Source organism: Mycobacterium sp. NPDC004974 (assembly GCF_053600815.1).
Window position 1 is genome coordinate 86,906 of sequence record NZ_JBSGAQ010000011.1, and the last position, 20,132, is coordinate 107,037.

Annotated in this window: 21 protein-coding genes and 3 pseudogenes; 13 read left to right on the forward strand and 11 right to left on the reverse strand. The window is 61.5% G+C overall.

Annotated features, from left to right (window positions below):
• Window positions 1-239 precede the first annotated feature (239 nt).
• Genes ACWEFV_RS22710 through ACWEFV_RS22720 form a run of 3 tightly spaced genes read right to left on the reverse strand, consistent with a single transcriptional unit; the run spans window position 240 to window position 1,148 of the window.
• Window positions 240-419, reverse strand: coding sequence for a DUF6131 family protein (locus ACWEFV_RS22710; protein WP_205265376.1), 180 nt, complete (start codon window positions 417-419; stop codon window positions 240-242).
• Between the two features lie 47 nt (window positions 420-466).
• Window positions 467-640 (reverse strand): CsbD family protein, encoded by a 174-nt coding sequence (locus tag ACWEFV_RS22715; RefSeq protein WP_205265375.1) that lies wholly within the window; start codon window positions 638-640, stop codon window positions 467-469.
• Window positions 627-1,148 (reverse strand): hypothetical protein, encoded by a 522-nt coding sequence (locus tag ACWEFV_RS22720; protein WP_450071825.1) that lies wholly within the window; start codon window positions 1,146-1,148, stop codon window positions 627-629. The genes ACWEFV_RS22715 and ACWEFV_RS22720 overlap by 14 nt, the downstream gene beginning before the upstream one ends.
• Window positions 1,149-1,365: 217 nt before the next feature.
• Here ACWEFV_RS22720 and ACWEFV_RS22725 point away from each other — a divergent pair.
• The 6 genes and pseudogenes from ACWEFV_RS22725 to ACWEFV_RS22750 form a co-directional block, all read left to right on the forward strand.
• Window positions 1,366-1,569: pseudogene (locus tag ACWEFV_RS22725) on the forward strand (TetR/AcrR family transcriptional regulator); the annotation flags it as partial.
• A gap of 1,099 nt (window positions 1,570-2,668) precedes the next feature.
• Window positions 2,669-3,123, forward strand: a pseudogene (locus ACWEFV_RS22730) (DDE-type integrase/transposase/recombinase); the annotation flags it as partial.
• Window positions 3,124-3,331: 208 nt separating this feature from the next.
• Window positions 3,332-4,048, forward strand: coding sequence for a hypothetical protein (locus tag ACWEFV_RS22735; protein ID WP_450071826.1), 717 nt, complete (start codon window positions 3,332-3,334; stop codon window positions 4,046-4,048).
• A 110-nt stretch (window positions 4,049-4,158) separates the two neighbouring features.
• Window positions 4,159-4,641, forward strand: coding sequence for an HAD domain-containing protein (locus ACWEFV_RS22740; RefSeq protein WP_450071919.1), 483 nt, complete (start codon window positions 4,159-4,161; stop codon window positions 4,639-4,641).
• 540 nt (window positions 4,642-5,181) lie between these two features.
• Window positions 5,182-5,598 (forward strand): hypothetical protein, encoded by a 417-nt coding sequence (locus tag ACWEFV_RS22745; RefSeq protein WP_450071827.1) that lies wholly within the window; start codon window positions 5,182-5,184, stop codon window positions 5,596-5,598.
• Between the two features lie 514 nt (window positions 5,599-6,112).
• A complete protein-coding gene (locus tag ACWEFV_RS22750) occupies window positions 6,113-6,451 on the forward strand; it encodes a hypothetical protein (RefSeq protein ID WP_450071828.1) in 339 nt (112 codons plus the stop codon).
• 237 nt (window positions 6,452-6,688) lie between these two features.
• Here the strand turns inward: ACWEFV_RS22750 and ACWEFV_RS22755 are convergent, their stop codons facing one another.
• Window positions 6,689-7,732: an endo-1,4-beta-xylanase gene (locus tag ACWEFV_RS22755; protein WP_450071829.1), complete on the reverse strand. Its 1,044-nt coding sequence runs from the start codon at window positions 7,730-7,732 to the stop codon at window positions 6,689-6,691.
• A gap of 421 nt (window positions 7,733-8,153) precedes the next feature.
• Here ACWEFV_RS22755 and ACWEFV_RS22760 point away from each other — a divergent pair, with 421 nt between their 5' ends.
• Window positions 8,154-8,441: a hypothetical protein gene (locus tag ACWEFV_RS22760; protein ID WP_450071830.1), complete on the forward strand. Its 288-nt coding sequence runs from the start codon at window positions 8,154-8,156 to the stop codon at window positions 8,439-8,441.
• Between the two features lie 417 nt (window positions 8,442-8,858).
• On the opposite strand, the gene ACWEFV_RS22765 is transcribed toward ACWEFV_RS22760, so the two are convergent.
• The 3 genes from ACWEFV_RS22765 to ACWEFV_RS22775 form a co-directional block, all read right to left on the reverse strand.
• Complete coding sequence (locus ACWEFV_RS22765) at window positions 8,859-9,494, reverse strand: TIGR03086 family metal-binding protein (protein WP_450071831.1); 636 nt, start codon at window positions 9,492-9,494, stop codon at window positions 8,859-8,861.
• A gap of 104 nt (window positions 9,495-9,598) precedes the next feature.
• Window positions 9,599-10,402: a ParA family protein gene (locus ACWEFV_RS22770; protein ID WP_450071832.1), complete on the reverse strand. Its 804-nt coding sequence runs from the start codon at window positions 10,400-10,402 to the stop codon at window positions 9,599-9,601.
• Between the two features lie 129 nt (window positions 10,403-10,531).
• Window positions 10,532-10,672 carry a hypothetical protein gene (locus ACWEFV_RS22775; RefSeq protein ID WP_450071833.1) on the reverse strand — a complete coding sequence of 47 codons (141 nt, stop codon included), beginning with the start codon at window positions 10,670-10,672 and terminating at the stop codon, window positions 10,532-10,534.
• A gap of 91 nt (window positions 10,673-10,763) precedes the next feature.
• Here ACWEFV_RS22775 and ACWEFV_RS22780 point away from each other — a divergent pair, with 91 nt between their 5' ends.
• Window positions 10,764-11,315 (forward strand): YaeQ family protein, encoded by a 552-nt coding sequence (locus tag ACWEFV_RS22780; RefSeq protein WP_450071834.1) that lies wholly within the window; start codon window positions 10,764-10,766, stop codon window positions 11,313-11,315.
• 644 nt (window positions 11,316-11,959) lie between these two features.
• On the opposite strand, the gene ACWEFV_RS22785 is transcribed toward ACWEFV_RS22780, so the two are convergent.
• Window positions 11,960-12,421, reverse strand: a complete 462-nt coding sequence (locus ACWEFV_RS22785; RefSeq protein WP_450071835.1) for a nuclear transport factor 2 family protein — start codon at window positions 12,419-12,421, stop codon at window positions 11,960-11,962.
• Between the two features lie 89 nt (window positions 12,422-12,510).
• Between ACWEFV_RS22785 and ACWEFV_RS22790 the strand changes: the two genes are divergently transcribed.
• The 3 genes and pseudogenes from ACWEFV_RS22790 (at window position 12,511) to ACWEFV_RS22800 (ending at window position 15,400) form a co-directional block, all read left to right on the forward strand.
• Window positions 12,511-13,089 carry a TetR/AcrR family transcriptional regulator gene (locus ACWEFV_RS22790; protein ID WP_450071836.1) on the forward strand — a complete coding sequence of 193 codons (579 nt, stop codon included), beginning with the start codon at window positions 12,511-12,513 and terminating at the stop codon, window positions 13,087-13,089.
• Between the two features lie 494 nt (window positions 13,090-13,583).
• Window positions 13,584-14,497 (forward strand): annotated as a pseudogene (locus tag ACWEFV_RS22795) (decaprenyl-phosphate phosphoribosyltransferase).
• Window positions 14,498-14,869: 372 nt separating this feature from the next.
• Window positions 14,870-15,400 (forward strand): GNAT family N-acetyltransferase, encoded by a 531-nt coding sequence (locus ACWEFV_RS22800; protein WP_450071837.1) that lies wholly within the window; start codon window positions 14,870-14,872, stop codon window positions 15,398-15,400.
• A 354-nt stretch (window positions 15,401-15,754) separates the two neighbouring features.
• Here ACWEFV_RS22800 and ACWEFV_RS22805 read toward each other — a convergent pair whose 3' ends face one another.
• Together ACWEFV_RS22805 and ACWEFV_RS22810 are read right to left on the reverse strand one after the other, a co-directional pair.
• Window positions 15,755-16,096 (reverse strand): VOC family protein, encoded by a 342-nt coding sequence (locus ACWEFV_RS22805; RefSeq protein ID WP_450071838.1) that lies wholly within the window; start codon window positions 16,094-16,096, stop codon window positions 15,755-15,757.
• A 105-nt stretch (window positions 16,097-16,201) separates the two neighbouring features.
• On the reverse strand, window positions 16,202-17,065 hold the full coding sequence (locus ACWEFV_RS22810) for a helix-turn-helix domain-containing protein (RefSeq protein ID WP_450071839.1): 864 nt from the start codon (window positions 17,063-17,065) through the stop codon (window positions 16,202-16,204).
• Between the two features lie 287 nt (window positions 17,066-17,352).
• Here ACWEFV_RS22810 and ACWEFV_RS22815 point away from each other — a divergent pair, with 287 nt between their 5' ends.
• Window positions 17,353-17,856 (forward strand): ClbS/DfsB family four-helix bundle protein, encoded by a 504-nt coding sequence (locus ACWEFV_RS22815; RefSeq protein ID WP_450071840.1) that lies wholly within the window; start codon window positions 17,353-17,355, stop codon window positions 17,854-17,856.
• A 515-nt stretch (window positions 17,857-18,371) separates the two neighbouring features.
• Here the strand turns inward: ACWEFV_RS22815 and ACWEFV_RS22820 are convergent.
• Window positions 18,372-18,887: a hypothetical protein gene (locus ACWEFV_RS22820; RefSeq protein ID WP_450071841.1), complete on the reverse strand. Its 516-nt coding sequence runs from the start codon at window positions 18,885-18,887 to the stop codon at window positions 18,372-18,374.
• 23 nt (window positions 18,888-18,910) lie between these two features.
• Here ACWEFV_RS22820 and hppD point away from each other — a divergent pair, with 23 nt between their 5' ends.
• On the forward strand, window positions 18,911-20,128 hold the full coding sequence (gene hppD / locus ACWEFV_RS22825) for a 4-hydroxyphenylpyruvate dioxygenase (RefSeq protein WP_450071842.1): 1,218 nt from the start codon (window positions 18,911-18,913) through the stop codon (window positions 20,126-20,128).
• Window positions 20,129-20,132 lie beyond the last annotated feature (4 nt).

The window sequence follows — 20,132 nt, forward strand, 5'->3', positions numbered from 1 at the left end:
CCATAGTTGACAGGCTCGGCGATCGCGGTCGACTTCCCCTCAGTGCCGCACGCGGAATCTCCTTGACATTCAGCACTATCGGGGCGGCGGCCCCGTGCCCGAGTCGATGCTGGGGCGCCGGCGCACCCGAAGACTCACAGTGCACGCCGGCGATGCCGGCCCTCCCGCGCCACGGGTGTTGTATTCGCCCGGCGGTCAAGTCGGTCGAGTTGTGTCGTCGAGGTTTGGCTGTGAGGGGCTCAGTAGTAATGGCGACGGCCGCCGATGGCGTGACCCGCTCGTCCCATCAGCATCAGCAGCAGGCCGACCACTAACAGGATGACGCCGATGACCAAGACAACATGGGCGAAGGCGAACGTAGGGACGAGGCTGGGGAGCAGCAGCCCCAGAACGATCAGGATGATTCCGAGGACGATCATGGCGTTTACCTAGTTTTGGTGTCGATGGTTTTGGGCAGGGTCCCCGGTCAGTGTTTGAACGCATCTTTCAACTTGGCCCCTGCTTGTTTGGTGTTGCCCGTGGCCTGGTCGATGCGTCCCTCGGTACGCAGACGGGTGTTGCCCGTGGCGCGGCCGAAGAGTTTCTTCACGCTGCCCTTGGTAGCTTCGGCTTTGTGGGCGATCTTCTTACCGACGCTCATTGCGGACTCCTTGGTTTTCGGTGTTCATGGCCCGCGAGCGCGGGCTGAAGGTATCGACCCGGTTTGGCCGACTAGCCGTGTCGACATTCGTGGTGGGCGTCGGTTGCCGATTGTGCGACCAGCGGCTGAACAGAGAATCTCTCTTCGGATCCGCGATGGCGCGCTGTGTGCCCGCGGGTGCGCCGTCCTGGTGGTGTTCGAGCCGCTGCGCGCGCTCCTGGTTCAGAAACGCCGCCTCGCGTCGGGATCTGGCGAGTTCGTTCCGGGCATCTCGCCCGCGTCCCGCGGTGCGCCGGGCACCAGCCAGCAGCACGCTCAAACCCAACATCGCGGCCGCGCCGACCATGATTCCCAAGACGAACAGCGTGCCGGTCGACCCGGTGATGTGGTAACCGAATACCGAGAAACCGTCGGTCAACGGGTGAGCCGGCCCCGAATTGGTGAGTACCCCGGCGAACCCCACGACCGCCGCGACTAGTAGAACGACCAATCCAACGATGACGATCATGGCGGCGCCTCAATCCGGTGCTAGATGTTCATTACACGCCCCATGGACACCAATGTCAACGATGTATATCTACAGCATAGATCTATGATGTTGAGGTGTGCTGGACACCGTCGTTACGCCTGCAAAACATCCGCACACGATTGCTATGTCTACACCGTAGGTCTACATTGGAGACGCATGGTCAGAGATTCGCGCTCAGAAGGTGGCGTTTAACCCCGTGACCCAACCGCCAACAGGGCCATCAGATTCTGGGCATGTTGCCGAGGCAGCCGACTCCAGCGAGGAGGACGGCGACGGCAGGCCAATCACCCGCGCAGCAGTGCTGGCAAGTGCGCTGGGCATCATCGACCGTGAGGAGGTCGACGCGCTGTCGATGCGGCGGCTCGGCGAGGCGGTCGGCCGTGACCCGATGGCGCTGTACGGATTGTGCTGGTGTGGCGGTGTGACCGGTGGCGCGGTCGTAGTCGGCGCGGTGGGCGGGGTCGCGCAGCAGGGTGTAGGCGGCCAGGAGCTGTTGGAGGAGTTCGTCGTCGCTGTGTGAGGACGGTGTGTGACGGGTGTCGGGGTGGTGGGCGCGTGCACATACTCGCGATCGGCAAGGCGCTGACCGGCCAGGCCGCGTTCCGCTCGGCCTACAACCTGATTGGGGCTATCGAATAATCATGCACACACATGGTCGTTTCTAGAGCATGCCTGGAGCGCGGATTCGAGGTCTTGCATCGTGAGGAAGGCAGCGTGCTCGCAGGCGCGATACCTGATCGCGAATCCACACAACGGCTCATCGAACTCGCCGCCGGCCGAAATCACCATCGACGAATACACAAGCCGAGTTCCTAAAGCGGCTGACGCCGACTACGCCGCCGGCAACACGGTCGCCTCAGCGATCCCGCCTCATCGCCGGTTCGGCCAGCTGCCCGACCTCGTCGTAACCCAACAACTTCGATGATCCGCTTCCTGGCTTGGAAAACCCTACACAGGAAGGCAATTCGGCCACCTAGCTCCGAACTACCGCATCCAGCCACCACACAGGTGCGTCACAGTGACGATTATGCAGGGTATTGCCGATCCTGTTGCGGGGGCGCACGTCTGGCACTCTCAGGTAGTCGCGGACGATCCCGAAGCGCTCAGTCCGACACGGTTCAGATCATCGCGGATTCGGCCGGCAAGCACGGCGGCAACGCGACCACCGCAGATCGAAATCGCGGACTACGCTGCAACAACAGCACTCTTCAGATAGTTCCGGAAAACAGGGCCGTAATCGGGATTACTCGCACGTTTTCCCGGACTAATGTCCGATCCGGAACTAGTTGACAGTAGGGCAATGCGCTGACGTGGGCGCTCTCAAGTAGTTGCGGACGGCCCTGAGCAGATCTGTCCGCGAAGACATGAGAGTGTCGGACGGAATCCGGAAAGGCTTGAGAGTGTCGGGCTGTCAGCGGTTGTTGCCCGGTGCCGGCCCTGGCTTCGTCAGCGTCACGGCTGTCGGCTCCGGTCGAATTTTGAGCAGTTTCTTCCGGAACTTCCTCTGCGCGATCAAAGACGTCTACTCCAACCGTGGGCTACTCGATCGACTCGCGCATGAAGTCCTCGCTGGCGGTGGCCGCGCTTGATCATGCCGTGGCCCTGCGCGTACCGGCCGCGACGATCGTTCATTCCGACGCGGAAGCCGATTCAGGTCACAGAAATTTGTCCGAGCACTGTCGCGCAATGGGTTACGAGGATCGATGGGCTGCGTTGGCGCCTGTGCGGACAACGCGCCCATGGAATGTTTCTCCGCACTTCTCCAACACGCAACGTCCTCGACCGACGGCGCTGGTCCACCTGTCCGTGACAGTCCACCCGAGCCCAACTACGCCTGGCAACAGTGACCTGGATCGAGCGCACCTACCACCGACGCCGCAGGCAACGCGCCCTGGGCAAGCTCACCCCGATAGAGTTCGAAATGCTCCGGACACCTGTCGCAACCGCGGCCTGAAATGCGACTCAACTGAAGTCGGGGCAGTCCCCTATCCATGTGGCCAGGCGACTATTTGAGGCGTGTCGGGCAATCAGGGTCGAGTAGTCGACTACTCACTCATGTCGGTCGCTCCAGTCGTATTTTGTTGTCAGTCGCGCAGATGTGGGGGAGGCGGGCCCATCACATCAATTCCGGCACGCGATCATGACAACCATGGAGGCTTCCAATGAGCGCATCAGGGCACCTCGGCCGCATCGTTCATCACGACCCCAAGTCGCGAGACCACGCATTCATCCGAGCCGCGGGGTTGCCGACCCGGCATGTCCGACACGCAATGAACGCCCCACACGTCGACCAGTTCTTTCTGTCGGGCTGCGTCGGCTTCAGCGGGACGAACATGCTCAACACCGCCCACGCGATTCGCAGCCGTCGCAAGTTCAATGCCGCGGTTCCGATCGGTAATGCAGGGACGAGTTACCTCGGAAACGACGACGGCATCCGCAACTATCATGAGGCCACCTTGCGTGACCCGTACCCCGGCCATTATCCGCCCGACGACGAAGGTTCGAGCGCGATCGGGTTGATGAAATGGTGGAAAGCGGTCGGGGTGATCTCCAGCTACTCCTGGACATTCACATTCGACGATTTCCTAGGCGCCCTGTCCCGCCAACCGGTCCTGTGTGGGACCAACTGGTACGACGACATGTCGTCCACCGGACCGGACGGCATCGTGCAAAGCGCCGCTTCCGGTGAATCCGGAGGGCACGAGTACCTCGCCACCGAGATCATCCCATCCAAGAAACTGCTTGGCTTCGAGCAGAGTTGGGGTCAGCACCCACACGGATTCGGCAACGGCAATGGCCGCTTCTATATGTCCTATGACTTGGCCGAGGAGCTGATCATCCAGCAGCAGGGCGATGTCGCCGTACCCGAGTTGCTCTAAGCCCCTAGACCTCTCGGGGGAGACGCCGGCGGCGTGGCGCACCTAGATGCAATTCCCCGGCTAGGTGAGCTGGCCGAGCTTGATAGGTTGTCGTGGTGGTGGGCAGTGCGATGTTGTTCCTGGACGTGGATGGCACCCTGCTGCCAAGCGGCGGAGCGAAACTCGATGCGACGCTAGTCGATTGGCAGGAATGGCAGAGTCACCGCAACCCGCAGCTGGCGCGAATGGACCGCGCGCATGGTCGACGTCTGCTGGCCCTTGCCTGCGATCTGGTCTGGGCCACGGCCTGGATGCACGACGCCAACGAGGTGATCGCCCCACTGCTCGGGCTCCCACCGTTGCCAGTCGCTGATCTGCCCGATGCGCCCCTGGAAAATCCGATCGGTGCGCTGCACTGGAAGACGGCGGCGCTGGTCGAAGCTGCAGCGGGGCGCCGCTTCGTCTGGCTCGACGACGAGATCTCCGACATCGATCGTGCATGGGTGGGCGCACATCACGGAGGGTCGGCTTTGCTTCATCGTGTCGATCCGAGGTCGGGGTTGACCGAAGCTGATCTCGCCGTGGTCGGCGACTGGCTTGCGTTCGCTGATTGAGCGCGCATGTCCGGTAACAAGACCTGAGTGAAATGAAACTTGTTGTGCTACAACGCACCTCGACGTAGTTTAGCCGACGCGAGTCCGCGCTCCTGGAAGTGCGAGTGGCCGCGCTCGGGGAGCAGCTGTGGCGTGAGCTTGCCATCGAAGTGTTGCGGAGCTGCTCTGGCGACGATGGTTCAGAGTCTGGGCCACGTCCTCCGGCGCGCCAACTGAAGGGATGAGACCAGGTGTCAGTCCTGGGGTGCGGTACGTTCGCTTGTACTGAGTCGGGATTGAAACTGCGCCAAGGCCAGCCGAGTTCACCTGCTGACCGGTCGACTCGAGATTTGGCCAAGATCGTGAATGACGGTGGACGCGAGGGAGTTCGATTTGGCCCACAAACCTGCGAAACCAACTGGACGATGCCTCGGGCCGGGACGATCGATCAGGAATGTGCACGAGCGATGGGTGGGCGTTGCGCCCAGCGAGATCTGGTCGTACTTCGAGTCGCTAGGCAGCGACGCGGACCGAGTATGGCCGGCACACGACTGGCCTCGGATGCGTCTGGAGACAGCCCTGGCGGTCGGTGCGGTGGGAGGGCACGGCGCGGTGAAGTATCACTGCACCCAGTTCGTGCCCCAACGATTGATCGAATTCACCTTCGACGAAGTTGCTGGCCGACAGGTTGATGGCCATCATGCATTCGAATTCCTGTCGCGCAGCGGCGGCACACTCGTGCGTCACACGGTCGACGCTGAGGTGCCCGGTCGCATCACGGCATGGTGGTTTCGAGTGTTTGTCGAGCCCACTCACAACGTCGTTGTTGAAGAAATCTTCGACACTGTCGAGGAACTCGCGACCGGGCGCGTATGCCGACCGTCCCGGTGGTCGCCTTGGGTGCGCTTGCTGAGGTACCGGCGGGGCTTGCCCACACGGCCCACACCGTACGGGCTCGACAGGGAGCGTCGCAGCTGAGCTGACTGCCACCGGCACGGCTTCCGAACTTACGAAATCGATCGCTACGCCAGCGAGGATGCTGCAGTCCGGCCATCATTGTCAGCTCGGAATACCGCTTCGCGGAAGTTTATCGGTTCGCAGGTAGTAGTAACGAACACCGCTTCCGGGAATCCGGTGGATCGTGGTCTGCACGAAACGCAGCTATCGTCGCATCGATTGCCGAAGCGCATCACGGTTCAGTGAGCGCCGATCGGAGCGTGGTCAGACAGCGTTCCGGCTAAAACTACCTCTGATCAGGCCTGACTGAATGAAGCGCACAAATTTATTGGTGTTCGATATGAGTGGATTTATGTGAATTCTGTGCGTTAAACATGGGGCCGCTTTCATCTGATACATGTGAATTCTATGTGTTGAATAGTTCCTGATTCGTATGCATCCGGTGTGAATATCTTGCCGATGTCCGTGCGGCTTCTTAGCCTGGAATCAGCCGCCGAATAAGCGGAAAAACAAAAATGCACACCGACGTGTTCTTGTGAGGGATTTCAAAGTGCCGCGTATATCGGTAACTACTGTGAAGGCTTTAGCCGTCACGACACTGATCGGTGCGTCCGGTCTCGGTCTGGCAGCACCGGCCGTCGCCGCGCCGACAGCGCAAGCGTCGGCCCAGGCGACGATCGCCGAACTCGAAGCTGATGGATATCGTGTCATCCTCAACAAGGTCGGCAATGGGTCCATGGACAAGTGCAGCGTCACCGCAGTGCGTCAGGGGACTTCGGTCAAGCACTCGTGGATACAGCGTGGACCCGCAGGAAACGCTAATCCTCTGGTTCGCTACAAAACCGTCTACGTGGACCTCATGTGCAAGCGTTGACCACGACCGTGTTGACTCAGGCCGTCGCTGGCGCGAGTAAGGATTCGGCAGCGGCGGTCTATCCGTCGCCGACGTCAACGATCGTCTGGAGACACAACCGCGCGGGTACCGATGACGGCAACATTGGACAGTCGCCGCCGTTGCCGCAGGTGTCCGATCCGCAATTAGTTGAGAGTGGGGCGCACAGCAGCGCCATATTGTTCGTCGACATTGTCAACAAGCGGCTTGGCCAGGGGCCTAGCGGTTCTCCAGAGCGTCGATGATTCCTGCCCAGGCAGGTTTGCGCTCATATCTCTGCGAGAGGGGCAGCGCGGCCCCGTAGCCGGAGAATGACTCGGGGTAGTCGGTGATCCACGACCGTTTGTCGGTGAAACCCCAGAGCGTGATACCGGTGCATTTGGGCTGGTCTAAGCAGAGGTCGGTCATGGTCTTGTAGACCTGGCGTTGACGTTCCTGATCGGCGGGATCAGCCTTGCCGTTGACGACGGGAATGCGGACGTCTAGTTCGGTGAACCGGATGTCGAGTCCGAGTTCGGCGAACCGTTGCAGGTTGCTCGCCATGTCTTCGGTGCTGGGTCGCTGGTCTTTGCCGCCGAGCATGTGGCCTTGAAATCCCATGCCGTCGATGAGCGGCCTGGTGGTGGGCTGTCCGTCGATGTCGACGTCGACTGTCGTTTCGCGCAGTCGTTTCACCAGGTCGTAGATGGCGTTGGATTTATCGCTGTGGGTCTCGGCACTGTGGTCGTTGTAGTACAACAACGCTTTTGGATCGACGAGCCGGGCCGCGCGGTAGGCGTCGAAGATGTACTGGTCGCTGCGGGTTGTGTCCCACCACACGGTGGGTTGGAGGTTGCCCATCTGGTCGAACGCCTCGTTGACCACAGTGACCGTGCTTGACTTGCCGGCGTAGCGGCCCATGACGGTCGAGATTGAGTCGAGCATCAGCTCGTGCCGCTGGGCCAGCGGGAGCCCTTTGATAGTGTCCGGCACGATTTTCCACTGCTGCTGGTCGAGTGGATCCCAGATCAGCGAATGGAGCTGGAAGTCGCGTCCGGTGCGTTCGGCCAGTGCTGCGACGGCATCGGCTTCTCGGAAGTCGAACCGCTTCGGGTCTGGCTGCACCGTATTCATCATCGTGCCGATTTCAGTTGTCAGAGAGTTGAACTCGGTGGCGGCGACTTGCTCGTAACACGGATCGTTGGCGGCGTAGGTGCTTCGATACGCGGTGCCGAACGTCTTTCCGCGGTCGGCAGCCAGGTCGGCGATCGTGGGGTCTGACATTCCGCAGGCCTTGTTCTGGGTGGCTGCTTGCTGAGTGAGGTCGGGAGGGGATGGCGGACTGACGCACCCGAGGGGGAGTCCGATCACCAATGCGCCGATGAAAACGCCCGCTACCCTGAGTGTTTTCCTCGCGTCGATAAGCCTCACACCAACCGATTGTGCCGCACTTTATCGACGCTGGGGGGTGCGCCGATTCGCTCGGAGGTACAAAATGTGTCCAAAACCGAAGTGCATCAGTGATTTTCCCGTAAGGCCGCAACCCCGGGGGAGAAGTGTCACAGTGACAAAACCACGCGCTGGGCCACACGCGACATAGACTCTCGGACTGAGTGGCGATGCCGCCGACGATGAACCCGGCGACTTGGCCACCTAGCCAAGTCGCTGCGCAGCAGTGGCTTGTCCAGCAAGGAATCAACAAGTTGTGCATGCCGCCGTCGTCGACAGCATGACCGAAGGCGCGGCACCTGACCGAGACCTCGTACACCGGCTTATCGAACTCGACACCGGGCGGATCGCCATCGTCGAATACAGAAGCGAAGTACTCAAGGCGGCTGACCGCATCGCCGGTTCGGCCAGATGCCTGACCGCGTCCTATCAGACAGCTTCGACGACCGGCTTCCAAATCTGGAAAACCCCGCGCGGGAAGACAATTCGGCCAGTAACCTCGATCTGCCGCATCCGGCCAGACCACATAGATACGTCACTGTGACGATTATGCAGGGTATCGCCGAGCGTCGGAACCCGTTGCGGGAGGACATATCCGGCACTTCTCAGGTAGTCGCAGACGGTCCGGAACGCTCAGTCCAACAGTTCCGATCATCGCGGATTCAGCTGGCGAGCACGGGCGGCCAAGCGGACACTGCGGGTCAAAACCATCGAACCCTGTCAGATGGTGCCGGAAAACAGGGCAGTCCGGAATTACTCTCAACTAGTTCCGGATCGGACAAGAAATCGACCGTGCGCGTCACTCGGAAGCATATCCCCAAGTTGACTAAGTGCCGATAAGCTACATTATGTCAAGTAAAGTGCTCCGTTTTAGATTGTGGCCCAAAGGTTTTGAAAGTCCGCTCGCCCGCCCGTGGCGTCGCGGGCCAGCCGCGATGTCGAACCGCATCTATCCGCTCCGTCAGGATCGGCGGAGCGGATCCCGGCCATTCCAGGCGACGAGGCGGTCGATGGCGGGCGCGTCGTCGGAGATCGGAACAGCCTCGGCGAACGGGACGGCGACTTCGTCGAAACCCCTCGCGGCCGAGATCTCTTCGTAGAGAGCTCGGCGGTTCGCGGCCGGGAGGATCTGCCGCGCCCCGTCGAACGCCGTGGCGACGACTGTGTCGTCCCAGTCGGGCTGCTGACCGGCCGCCGTCGCAAGGTCCCACGTGTGGACGGTCAGCTCGGAGAAGTAGGACACCAGCACCTGGGCGCCGCTGCCTTCGATCCACGGCAGCGCCATGGGTCGTTCGAGCACGGCGTCGTCGCTCCAGGCATCCGCGGCTCGTCTCCCCGACTCCCGCCACGCGTCGGGCCAGCGATCGTCGGCGACAGGTGTGTCGATGACTGCGAAGGGATCCTCGCCGTTGCCGAGTGCGGCTACTCGGTCAAGCACGCCGATGAGGTGGGCGAGCAGTGCTCGCACGTCCATGTCTGTGCATGGCGTCGGGTCCGTGAGTTGCTCTGGTCGGACGCCGGCAATGACGGCCCCTCGCAACAACTTGTTGCGATCTCGCACATGACACGTGGCTGTGCCCGAACCCCGTCGGTGCATCTCTTACCGGGTGAAATACGGCGGAATCGAATATGGTGGGTTACCAGTCACGCACGGCATACAACACTCGTTATCACGTTGTTCCCCAACATATTTCGCCGCCGTCACTGGTCGCTCGTGTTCCGACCCAGCAGGTCGTGTTCCAGGAAATCTCGGAAGATTCGCGCGAGATTCTTCTCGGTTGCGTCGGAGTAGTCACCGAGTCGGTTTCCGAGTTGAAAGGCTTCATTAATGACGGCCCGCCGTGGCAGTTCAGCACGGACGTCATCGCCAAATTCCGTCTGTACCCGTTCCCTGATCGACTGGTCGATGCCGTTTCTACTGTCGAAACCGGATAAAACCACGCCACACCACTTGAGTGGATGCGTTCGTTGGATACGCTCGACTCTGTCACGGGCCTCGCGGGCTTTGCGTACCGCATCAAGGGTCGGAGTGATCGGCGCGTACGCAACATCACCTAGATGCATTGCCAGGGCTTCCAGAGAGCCAGTGCGGCCGCCTGTGTCGATCAAAACAATGTCATAACGGCCAAAGATGCCGGCAGCGTCAAAGATGGCCCGCAACAATCCGGTGTCCGGTACGCCGAAGCCCGCAACACGGCCTAAGGAAGCACCTGCAGGCAGCAAATCGATACCGGGCCATCTAGTTTCAATGATCTCCTCATCGATTCGCTTCGCGCCCTTGTCGGGATTCCCCCAAAAACTGATATCGGCATCCTCAAGCACTGAACCCAAGCCGGTCGAATGCTGCGACACTCCGAAGTGGTTAGACAGATTTCGCTCTGGGTCTGCGTCGACCAACAACGCGGAGATCCCGGCCCGCGAGGCCTCCCCCGCCAGCATCATCTGCCATAGCGTTTTCGCTGTGCCGCCCTTACCCGAAAGCACCAGCGCCGACACAGCTACCATTGCGAGCCTCTATGCAAAGCCTGACTCACCTCGCTGTATTCCTCCATCGTGTTCGCGCTGTTGCCAGACACACCGCAGGGGCCTCGTGTCCTTGACACTGCGCCCGCCGACACCGGTGATCAACTGACCTTAGCCATCGCCGATGACGACATCGACGACGGCGCCTCCCCAGCCAGTCCCGCTCAGGCTCTCGTCGACACCCTTGATGACGCGGCGGACGTTGCCACACGGGCACGGGCCGTCGCCGCAGCCGCAGCGGACCTCGCACACGCTGTGCTCCACGCCGACGGATAGCGCGGCGGCCTGACCACTCAAAGCGGCCCGATTGCTCGGGGTACTCCCCCTGGGTGGACACTATGACGTGGCCCTTTCTGCAACAGTGTTCAAAGTCGAACTTGGCGTCTCCGATGTCGATCACGGTTACTACGCCGATCACACGCTGACCGTGGCCCGTCATCCCAGTGAGACCGATGAGCGGATGGTGGTGCGGTTGTTGGCGTTTGGGCTGCGCGCACACCGACTCAGCAACGTCGACGGCGAGTTGGCGTTCGGGGCGGGCCTGTCCACTCCAGGCGTACCGGACTTGCGGCTCGCCGACTACACCGGCCGGATCCTGGAGTGGATCAACGTCGGCCAGCCCGACGAACGCGCCTTGGCCAAGGCGGCCAGCCAGGCCGACCAGGTGCTGCTGTTCCCGTTTGCCGCCGGCGTGGCCACCTGGTGGCGCACCGTCGGCCCCAAAGTGGCGGGGCTGCCGAACCTGTCGGTGGTGCAGATACCGCACGCACCCGTGCAGCAACTGGCCCAGACTGTCGATCGACGAGTCTCGGCGCAGGTGATGGTGATCGAAGGTCAGGTGACGATGACCGTAGGCGGAGTCGACGTCACCTTCACGCCCGAGCCATTGCAGTGAACGGCTGAACCCCGAGGTGCTAGGCGATGGCGGTAGGGCCCGTTCTGGAATATATGGATCATTGAAGCTCCCCCGGACTCGGACCGGCAGTTGCCATTGACCGCAGTCATCAGCGGGCGAACAGCCGCCTGGCCGGCCAGGCGTCCTATGGGTATCGATCCTGTTGCCAGGACCGCTCCCCCGGCATCCGGTCACACCAACATCCGACAACGGACAAAAACGGCGGGATCGAATATGGCGGGTTACCAGTAGAGGGGGGCTCCGTTTCCATCAAATGAATCATCTCCAGCTATGGTGGTCGCCCCCGATCGGCGCAGGCGCAGCCACTTCGACGCTTCCAGACGAAAGTCGTTGGCCCAGTGCATTTGTTGTCCCGCTCGACCGAAGTCGTTACGCCGGCCGGTGCGACTGGTCGACTCGACGTATCGCACTAGTTTCGGCACGCCCGGTAGGTTTTCCAACCGGTGCCGACGATTGATTTGGCGTGAGCCCGCCGCAAGCCTTTCACCGCTTCCGAGGGTTACTGATCCTCGCTGCCACGGGCCCCAGTAATACCGCGGAATTGCATGCGGCGGGTTACCAGCAATCCAGCAGTGGGCGGCATAACCGCACTGCCGCTGCTGGGCTAACGAAACCAACTCGGGTTACTGAATCGGGAAGTCCACGCCGTGTTCCCGCAGCGGACGCCGGCCGACGATACGTCGGTCCGCCTCCGTGATAGCCACGTCATTGATGCTCGCTTCGCGGCGTGCCATGAGTCCTTCGTCGGTGAACTCCCACAATTCGTTGCCGTAGCTGCGCCACCACTCCCCGGCATCGTCGCGCCACTCATACTGAAAGCGCACAGCGATCCGATTCTCATGGAAGTCCCACAGGCTCTTGCGCAGCGCATAGTCACGCTCGCGCCGCCACTTCGCAGCCAAGAACTCCACGATCTCGGCCCGACCGCGGATGAAGACTCCTCGATTTCGCCAGACCGAGTCGGGCGTATAGGCCAACGACACCAGCTCCGGATCGCGGGTGTTCCAGGCATCCTCTGCAGCTTGGACTTTCTGCGCCGCAGTCAGCGCAGTAAACGGCGGATAGGGCGGGCGACCTTCAGGCATGGCGATTCCTCTCAATGTAGAGAACCAACGTTCTCCATCTAATGGGGTAGCGTAGAGAACGCCTGTTCTCGATGTCAATGGGAGTCCACTTGCCTGCAGCGCTCACCGTCGAACAGAAGGCCGACAACCGCGAAACGCTGCTGGATGCAGCTGAAGCCCTCATCTACGCCAAGGGTGTCCAGACCGTCGGAATGGACGAAATTCGCGAGGCATCGGGCCTACCGCTGAAGCGGATCTACTCGATGTTCCCCACCAAGGAAGACCTGGTCGTCGCGATGCTCCGCCGGCGCGATCAGCGTTGGCGCGCCAACCTGGCCGCATACACCGATGGGTTCGACAACCCAACCCGGCGAGTCCTTGCAATGTTCGACTGGCTACACAACTGGTTCAGCGAACCACAGTTCCGGGGATGCGCGTGGATCAACATCCACGGCGAACTCGGCCCAACCTCCCCAGCAGTGCTCGACGAAGTCCGCGCACATAAGGAAGCATTCCGCCAGCAGATCGCCGCGATAATGGGATCCAACCCGGCGGCCGACATCGCAACCGCCATCTACCTGCTCGCAGAAGGCGCCATCGTTACGGCCGGTATCGACGGTAACCCCGAGAACGCGCACCGCGCCCGAAAGGCCGCCGAACGCCTGCTCGACACCCAACATTCAATCTAGACGTCCGGTCCTCAAGAACTGATCGCGCCGAAATCAAGCTACGTACAAACGATTAGAACAGCGAGGAACCGAAAACCGCACCTCAACGCCACGCGAACTCCAAAGGTCGCACAGCGAAGAACAAAGCCCGGTGGCAGTCGTCGAGCCCCCTTGCTTGTGCGTCAGCGAGTTGACGAACCCCAGGCCCACTGGAAATGCCACAACAAGTGAAACGACCCACGCCACGACCGTCTCATACCCCTGGCATAACCGACGGTGGTACCTGCCAAGTCAATTGAGACCGGACAGACGAGATCCATCTCGTACCCCCCGACACCACTTTCGATCGAACAAACTTGTTGTGTCCGCCCCCGCGTGTTCACCCACGTTTACTACCGACACGAGGCGCGGTTGTCAACGAAACAACGCTCGCGCCGTCGAGACAACCAGTGTCAATTCCACATGATTGTCGGGCGCGCCGGTACGACGTGCGCTGAAATCGCTAATCACGACTTGTGAGCGAAGAAGCATTGACCCACGTCGGGCCGCCTCCCAACCTGGCCGTCGGCATTGTGAAAGCGCTGCGACCTAGGCAATGGATCAAGAACGTCCTGGTGGTGGCTGCACCTTTGGCGACTCTCGGCGGCAATGTCCAATACGACTACCGTGAACTCTTCTTCAACGTAGGTGTCGCGTTCGTGGCGTTCAGTTTGGCTGCATCCTCGATCTATCTAGTCAACGACGCCCGTGATGTGGATGCCGACCGCCAGCATCCCACCAAACGCTTCCGGCCTATCGCCGCCGGGGGGCCTCCCCTGCCCTCGCCTATGCATTGGCAATCGCGCTCGCTGCGACCGCGCTGGCGATCTCGGCGGTGATTGCCCCAACCCTTGCGCTCGTGATCGGGGTCTATCTGGCGATCCAGCTCAGCTACTGCTTCGGCCTCAAACATCAAGCCGTGCTTGATATCTGTGTCGTCTCCTCGGCTTACCTGATGAGAGCGATTGCTGGTGGTGCGGCAACCGGCATCCCGCTGTCGCAGTGGTTCTTGCTGGTGATGGCGTTCGCATCGCTGTTCATGGTTGCCGGCAAGCGCTGTGCCGAACTGCAGCTCGCTGAGCGAACCGGCGCGAAGATCCGCAAATCGCTGGAGAGCTATACCAGCACGTACCTGCGGTTTGTGTGGACGATGTCCGCCACGGCCGTCGTCGTGTGCTACGGGCTGTGGGCGTTCGAGCGCGATGGGCATTCCGGTTCGTGGTTTGCCGTCTCGATGGTCCCGATCACGATCGCAGTCCTGCGCTATGCCGTTGACGTCGACGGTGGCATAGCCGGCGAGCCGGAAGACATCGTCCTGCAAGACCGCGTGTTGCAGGTACTCGGCTTAGCCTGGATCGCAATCATCTGCGCTGCAATCGCTTTCGCTTGAGTTGGGCGTCGGCGCAAACTCGCTAGCCAAGGACTAATCGGCCTCGGTTTCCCCAGGGGTGCGCGTCTGTAACCCGATGTACGTCGGAGCCCTGTTGATCATCCTGGGGCAAGCCGTCTTGTTCGGCAGTGCCGGCCTAGCCGTTTATGGCGTTCTGTTCTGGGCTTCCGCAGCCGCCTTCGTCCACTGGTACGAAGAGACTCTCCTCCACCTCGGACCTCGGCTGACTCGGCGAAATGGCTTGGATCGCTCTGCATCGAACTCCATCGTGGACGCGGGTTAGGCACAGGTCCGCCGTCATCAAAACTGGCAAGAGTTGAGTGTTCAGTTGTCACTAGGGTGAAGGGCAACCAAGAAGGCGGGAGCTGAGCAATGCGCTATGCCGCCATGCAGACCTCACTTTCCACCGCGCGCTTGAATATGGAGCTTCGTGACGAGCGCGACGCCGGATGGAATTACGAACTACTCGGAGAGCATGAAGGCGGAGTATCCGAGTCTCTGCAGAGTGTCCGCGACCGGATGATCGCGCAACGGATCCTGGCCGAACAGAACGGCATCGGGCTGCTCACGATTCGCCGGCGGGCGGACGATGAACCGCTGGGCTATTGCGGTCTCATCGTCGGCCGTTGCACTCTCGATGAGCCTGAAATCGCCTGCGAGATATTCAAACGCTTCCACAGTCAGGGCTACGGGACCGAGGCCGCCCGCGCCGTGATGGACGCGGCCTTCGCCACAGGTCGCCGCCGGATCTGGTCGACCGTCGGTGGGTGGAACACACCTTCGCTGCGCGTCTTGGAGAAGATCGGATTTGAACGCCACCACGAAACCATCGACGATCGCGGCCGTCCGCTGATCTATCTCATGCGACAGGCCAACACCCTGTCGCAGCCGACCGATGGGTGAACCGGCAGGTTGGCCAGCCAGAAAACAATCAGACCGTCTCGAGGCGGTACTCCTACGGCCAAACCGGCTGAAGGACTGCTAGGTCCGCTCTCCTAACAGCGCCGACCGTTTCGATGCCAACAAACGCCGCGATACGCCGAAATCGAATATGGCGGGTTACCAGCAAAGGGTCGCCGTTTTCATTGCAGCACCAAGTTCTTTCACGCACTCGTGGCGTGCCAAACCACCACCGTCGGGCCGCTATGAGCGCACCGCGCGCTAACTGCGGACGCAACCTGTTGCCCGGCCAGGTGATTCACTGAGGTTCCACTACCGAAATCCCGTCTGCTGACGGACACCTTCCCCCAGTCTTGGCTAGCTTGCTGCTTGATGGAGCCCGAACTGCACGCCTTGGTCGTCGGTGCAGGCAGTGAATCGTCCGAAGCCGGGTTCTTCGGGTCGGGCGTCCTCCGCTGTACCACCGAGTGCCCGAACTGATCGCACGGCGGCGTCGATGTCGTCGACGGAGAAATACATGGCGATGCGGGCTTCCGCGTCCTGGTCGTGAAGGCCGCCCTTCGTACTGGGCGTCTTGATCCAGACCTGATCGCCCTCACCAGTCGGCGGGAACTCCCAGCCGAAGAGGCGGCCGTAGAAGATTTGCGCGCGAGCGGAGTCTGGGACTCCGATTTCGAAGAAGGTCAATTCGCCGTGCATGGTTGCTCCTGAGTGTCGATGGGTGAGCGGACGATTTCGACGTTAGGGGCAGCCGCTGGTCATGGTCTTGGACGTTTGTGCCGCCGAACCCGGTGGCGTTGACAGTCAGTTGCCGGCCATGGCCGTGCCGGCGACGTCGATGTCCTGGCTGATAAGGAACTCGGTCGGCGTGCAGCCCGCGAGTTCGCGGAACTCGCGGTTGAAGTGAGCCTGGTCGTAGTAGCCGCAGGTCAGTGCTACCGCCGCCAAGGATCTACGCCCAGGGCGCCGCAGCAGGTCCACCGCATGCTGAAACCGCGCCAGGCCCGACATCGCCTTGGGTGGGAGCCCGACCTCGGCGCGGAAGTTCTCGGCCAGGCGTTTGCGGCTCCATCCAGTCTGCTCGCGCAGGACTTGCATACCGAGGTACCCCCGGGAATCAACGATCTCCCGCCACGCCCCCGCCAACACGGGGTTGAGGCCCGGCCCCTCGTCCGTCCGGGCGGTCACGGCCGCCTCGATCAGCTGGAAGCGATCCGCCCAGCTCACGACCGCCCGCAGCTGGTCGAGCAGCTGCGACGTGTGCGACCAGAGCTCAGCCAACTCGACGATCTGGCCGGTGAGTTCTGCTGCCGTCACGTCGAACACGGCCATCGCTGCCAACGGAGAGAGCTCAACCTCCAGCACGCGTTGGCTGCCGGAATGCGTCGCGACCACGCCTGTCCGGCTGACGCCGATCAGGGCCGCCTGCGCCCGAGTGGGTCCCGATCCCTCGCCTGAACGAGAAAGACAGAGCGGTTCGCCGAGGCTGAGCAGCAGGACAAGGCGCGCTGCGGGCAACTCTTCCCGGATAACCGGCCAGGGCGCTGCCTCGAAGAATCCTCCGTAGCCGGTGACCAATCCGGCCAACCGGGCATCGGGATTAGCCCTGGCAGCTTCCCACCGGACTCCCGCTTCCTCACCATGCTGTGTCCGACTCAAGCTGACCACGCAGCAAGTCTCATGGCCTCGTCTCCCATGAGCAACACCGGTACAGGCCCGGCCGGCAAGCATGCACGGCGCTCGCGTTGCGCACGATCACGACAGTCTCGCAGTCACACCACCGGCTTCCTGCTGCTGGAGCAGCTCGACCCTGCGTAACTCCCCGACGATTTCGATTTCCCCTTCCTCGCCACAGGCCGCCAGCTCACACCGCCCCAGCGTCACATTCGTAGAATCACAACCGAAAACACACACGGCCCGGTTCGTCATTGCATCGCCGGGCGAAGGAGTGGTCAATGGGCGTTCCTACGTCAAAAGCCGAACTGCTTCACGCACTAAACAAGACCTTTATGCAACTCAGCGCCGACCTCGACCGGGTTCCGCCCGAATTAGCCCGGGAACCGCTTCTCACAGGTCACGTCAAGAACAATATGATCAGCCCAGCCGATCTAGTCGCCTATCTCATCGGGTGGAACCAGCAGGTGCTGACCTGGCATCAACGTCGGGCCGCCGGACAGCCTGATGAATTTCCTGCTCCTGGGATTAAGTGGAACAAGCTGGGAAGGCTCGCGCAGCGCTACTACGCCGAACATCGGGCCGACACCTGGTCACAACTTCGTACTCAGCTCACCGATTCCAACGAGCACGTTGTCGCCATAATCCAGAAGTGCTCCGACGCCGAACTCTACGGCTCTCCCTGGTACGGCAAATGGACTATGGGACGCATGATCTCGCTAAACACATCCTCGCCCTACGCCAACGCGCGTCGCCGAATCCGCGCATGGCTGCGCACACTCTAGGCAGCACCGGACAGGCCGCCGTGTAGCACTTCGCCTACGGCGACGGGGTGAGGACGCCGCAGTGCGCCGAGGCATCGGTGTTTGGCCTGAAACCCAGCGAACAGATCGGTCCGTTCGCCGCTGCACGATGACGCATGACGCATGACGGTTGTACGGACCGCTACGAAACCCATAAGCGACGGTGGACCGTCGGCTGCTGCGGCCCGGAATTGCCGCTTAGGCGAGTGTGTTTCTTCCTGTGGGCCAACGTGTTTCGACCGCTACTGACCCGACGCAGGGCGTCACTGATCGGTATGGTCGCACTTATCTGCATTAGCGAGTTCGACCGCATGACGCGCTGACGATTGGAGCGACCGCAGCTCTGCCCTCAGCCCCTACGGACACTCGACTTTGGAGGCTTGAACGACGCGGCCTGTTCAGGCCATGCATGAGGTCCATCCTCGCTTCGGCGTCCTCACGATATTCGAGCAGCCGGCGATCAGGTTGCTGCTGCGAGACCGTGTACTACACGTGGGTCATCGTCGCTGTGCGGCAGCGCGGTGCACAAGCTCTAGGACCAGACTTGTCCAGTCCTGTTCGTTGAGCGGTTTGCCGCGATCTTCCGCCTTCAATTTCCAGGCGATGAGCGTCGCAAGGACGTCGTCATCTCCGCGGTTGCGGTACTCGCCAGCGCCGGTGGCATCGCCTGCGGCTTCGGCGAGTAGCCGATCTTCGTGTTCGAGATAGGCGTCGATGAGGTCGTCGGCGCAATGGGCCGGGGTGAATGTTGATGGTTGTGCGCTCATACCCCACGCTACCAGGGCATTTATCGCAATGTCCCACACGCGACCGAGGATGCAACTGACCTGGCACCACGGCCAATGAGTCTGTCCCCTCCACCCCCACGCGTGATGAAGCGCGGCCGCCGGACCGCCCGGCGGGGGTTTGCCGTTGACCGCGCGGTCGCTGACCACTTGGTGGAGATCGTCGGGGTGCACGGCGGTGTGCTCGCGCAAAGCGAAGTCGTCGAGCAATCCCGACATCGGGATCATGAACAAGAGAGAAGAATGTCAACATGACGAACCAGATCGCCCTGACTGACGAGGAGAAGCAGGCCCGCCTGGACGTCAATCAGCTCAAGCAGCTAGTGGGCCTGGTGGATTACGACCTGACAAACGACCCGTTTCCCGTAACCGGCTGGGATTCCATTGTTTTTGTGGTCGGAAATGCCACCGAGGCCGCGAGTTATTTCCAATCCACGTGGGGCATGGAACTGGTCGCGTACTCGGGACCGGAGAACGGCAACCGCGACCACAAGGCGTTCGTGTTGCGTTCGGGCTCCGTCCGGTTCGTCCTGAAGGGCGCGGTGAGTCCCGACAGCCTGCTTGTGGCTCACCACGCCAGACACGGTGACGGCGTTGTCGATATCTCGTTGGGGGTTCCCGACGTCGACAAGTGCATCTCGCAGGCCAAGCTGGCCGGCGCTACGGTCCTAGACGAACCTCACAACCTGTCTGATGAGCACGGCACCGTGCGAGTAGCGGCCATCGCAACCTATGGGCAAACGCGACATACGCTCGTTCAGCGGTCGGTCAACGGCACCCGCTACGACGGTCCCTACCTGCCGGGCTATCAGCCGGCGACGAGCGGCTACCTCAAACGCGAGGGTGCCCCCAAGCGTCTATTCGAAGCTTTGGATCACGTCGTCGGCAATGTCGAACTCGGCAAGATGGACGAATGGGTCGGTTTCTACAACCGGGTCATGGGGTTCGTGAACATGGCTGAGTTCATCGGCGATGACATTGCCACCGACTACTCGGCGCTGATGTCGAAGGTTGTGGCCAACGGCAACCACCGGGTGAAGTTTCCGCTCAACGAACCGGCGGCCGCCAAGCGCAAGTCTCAGATCGACGAGTACCTGGAGTTCTACCGCGGTCCCGGCGTTCAGCACCTGGCGCTGGCAACCAACGACATCCTGCGCGCCGTCGACGAGCTACGCAAAGAGGGCGTGCAGTTCCTCGATACCCCGGATGCCTACTACGAGGACCCGAAACTCCGTGCCCGTATAGGCGAGGTGCGAGTATCGGTGGAGGAACTGCAACAGTGCGGCATCCTTGTCGACCGCGACGAGGACGGGTATCTGCTGCAGATCTTCACCAAGCCGTTGGGAGATCGGCCGACGGTCTTTTTCGAACTCATCGAGCGCCACGGTTCGCTCGGTTTCGGCAAGGGCAACTTCAAGGCCCTGTTCGAGTCGATCGAGCGTGAGCAGGAAAAGCGCGGCAACCTGTGATGCA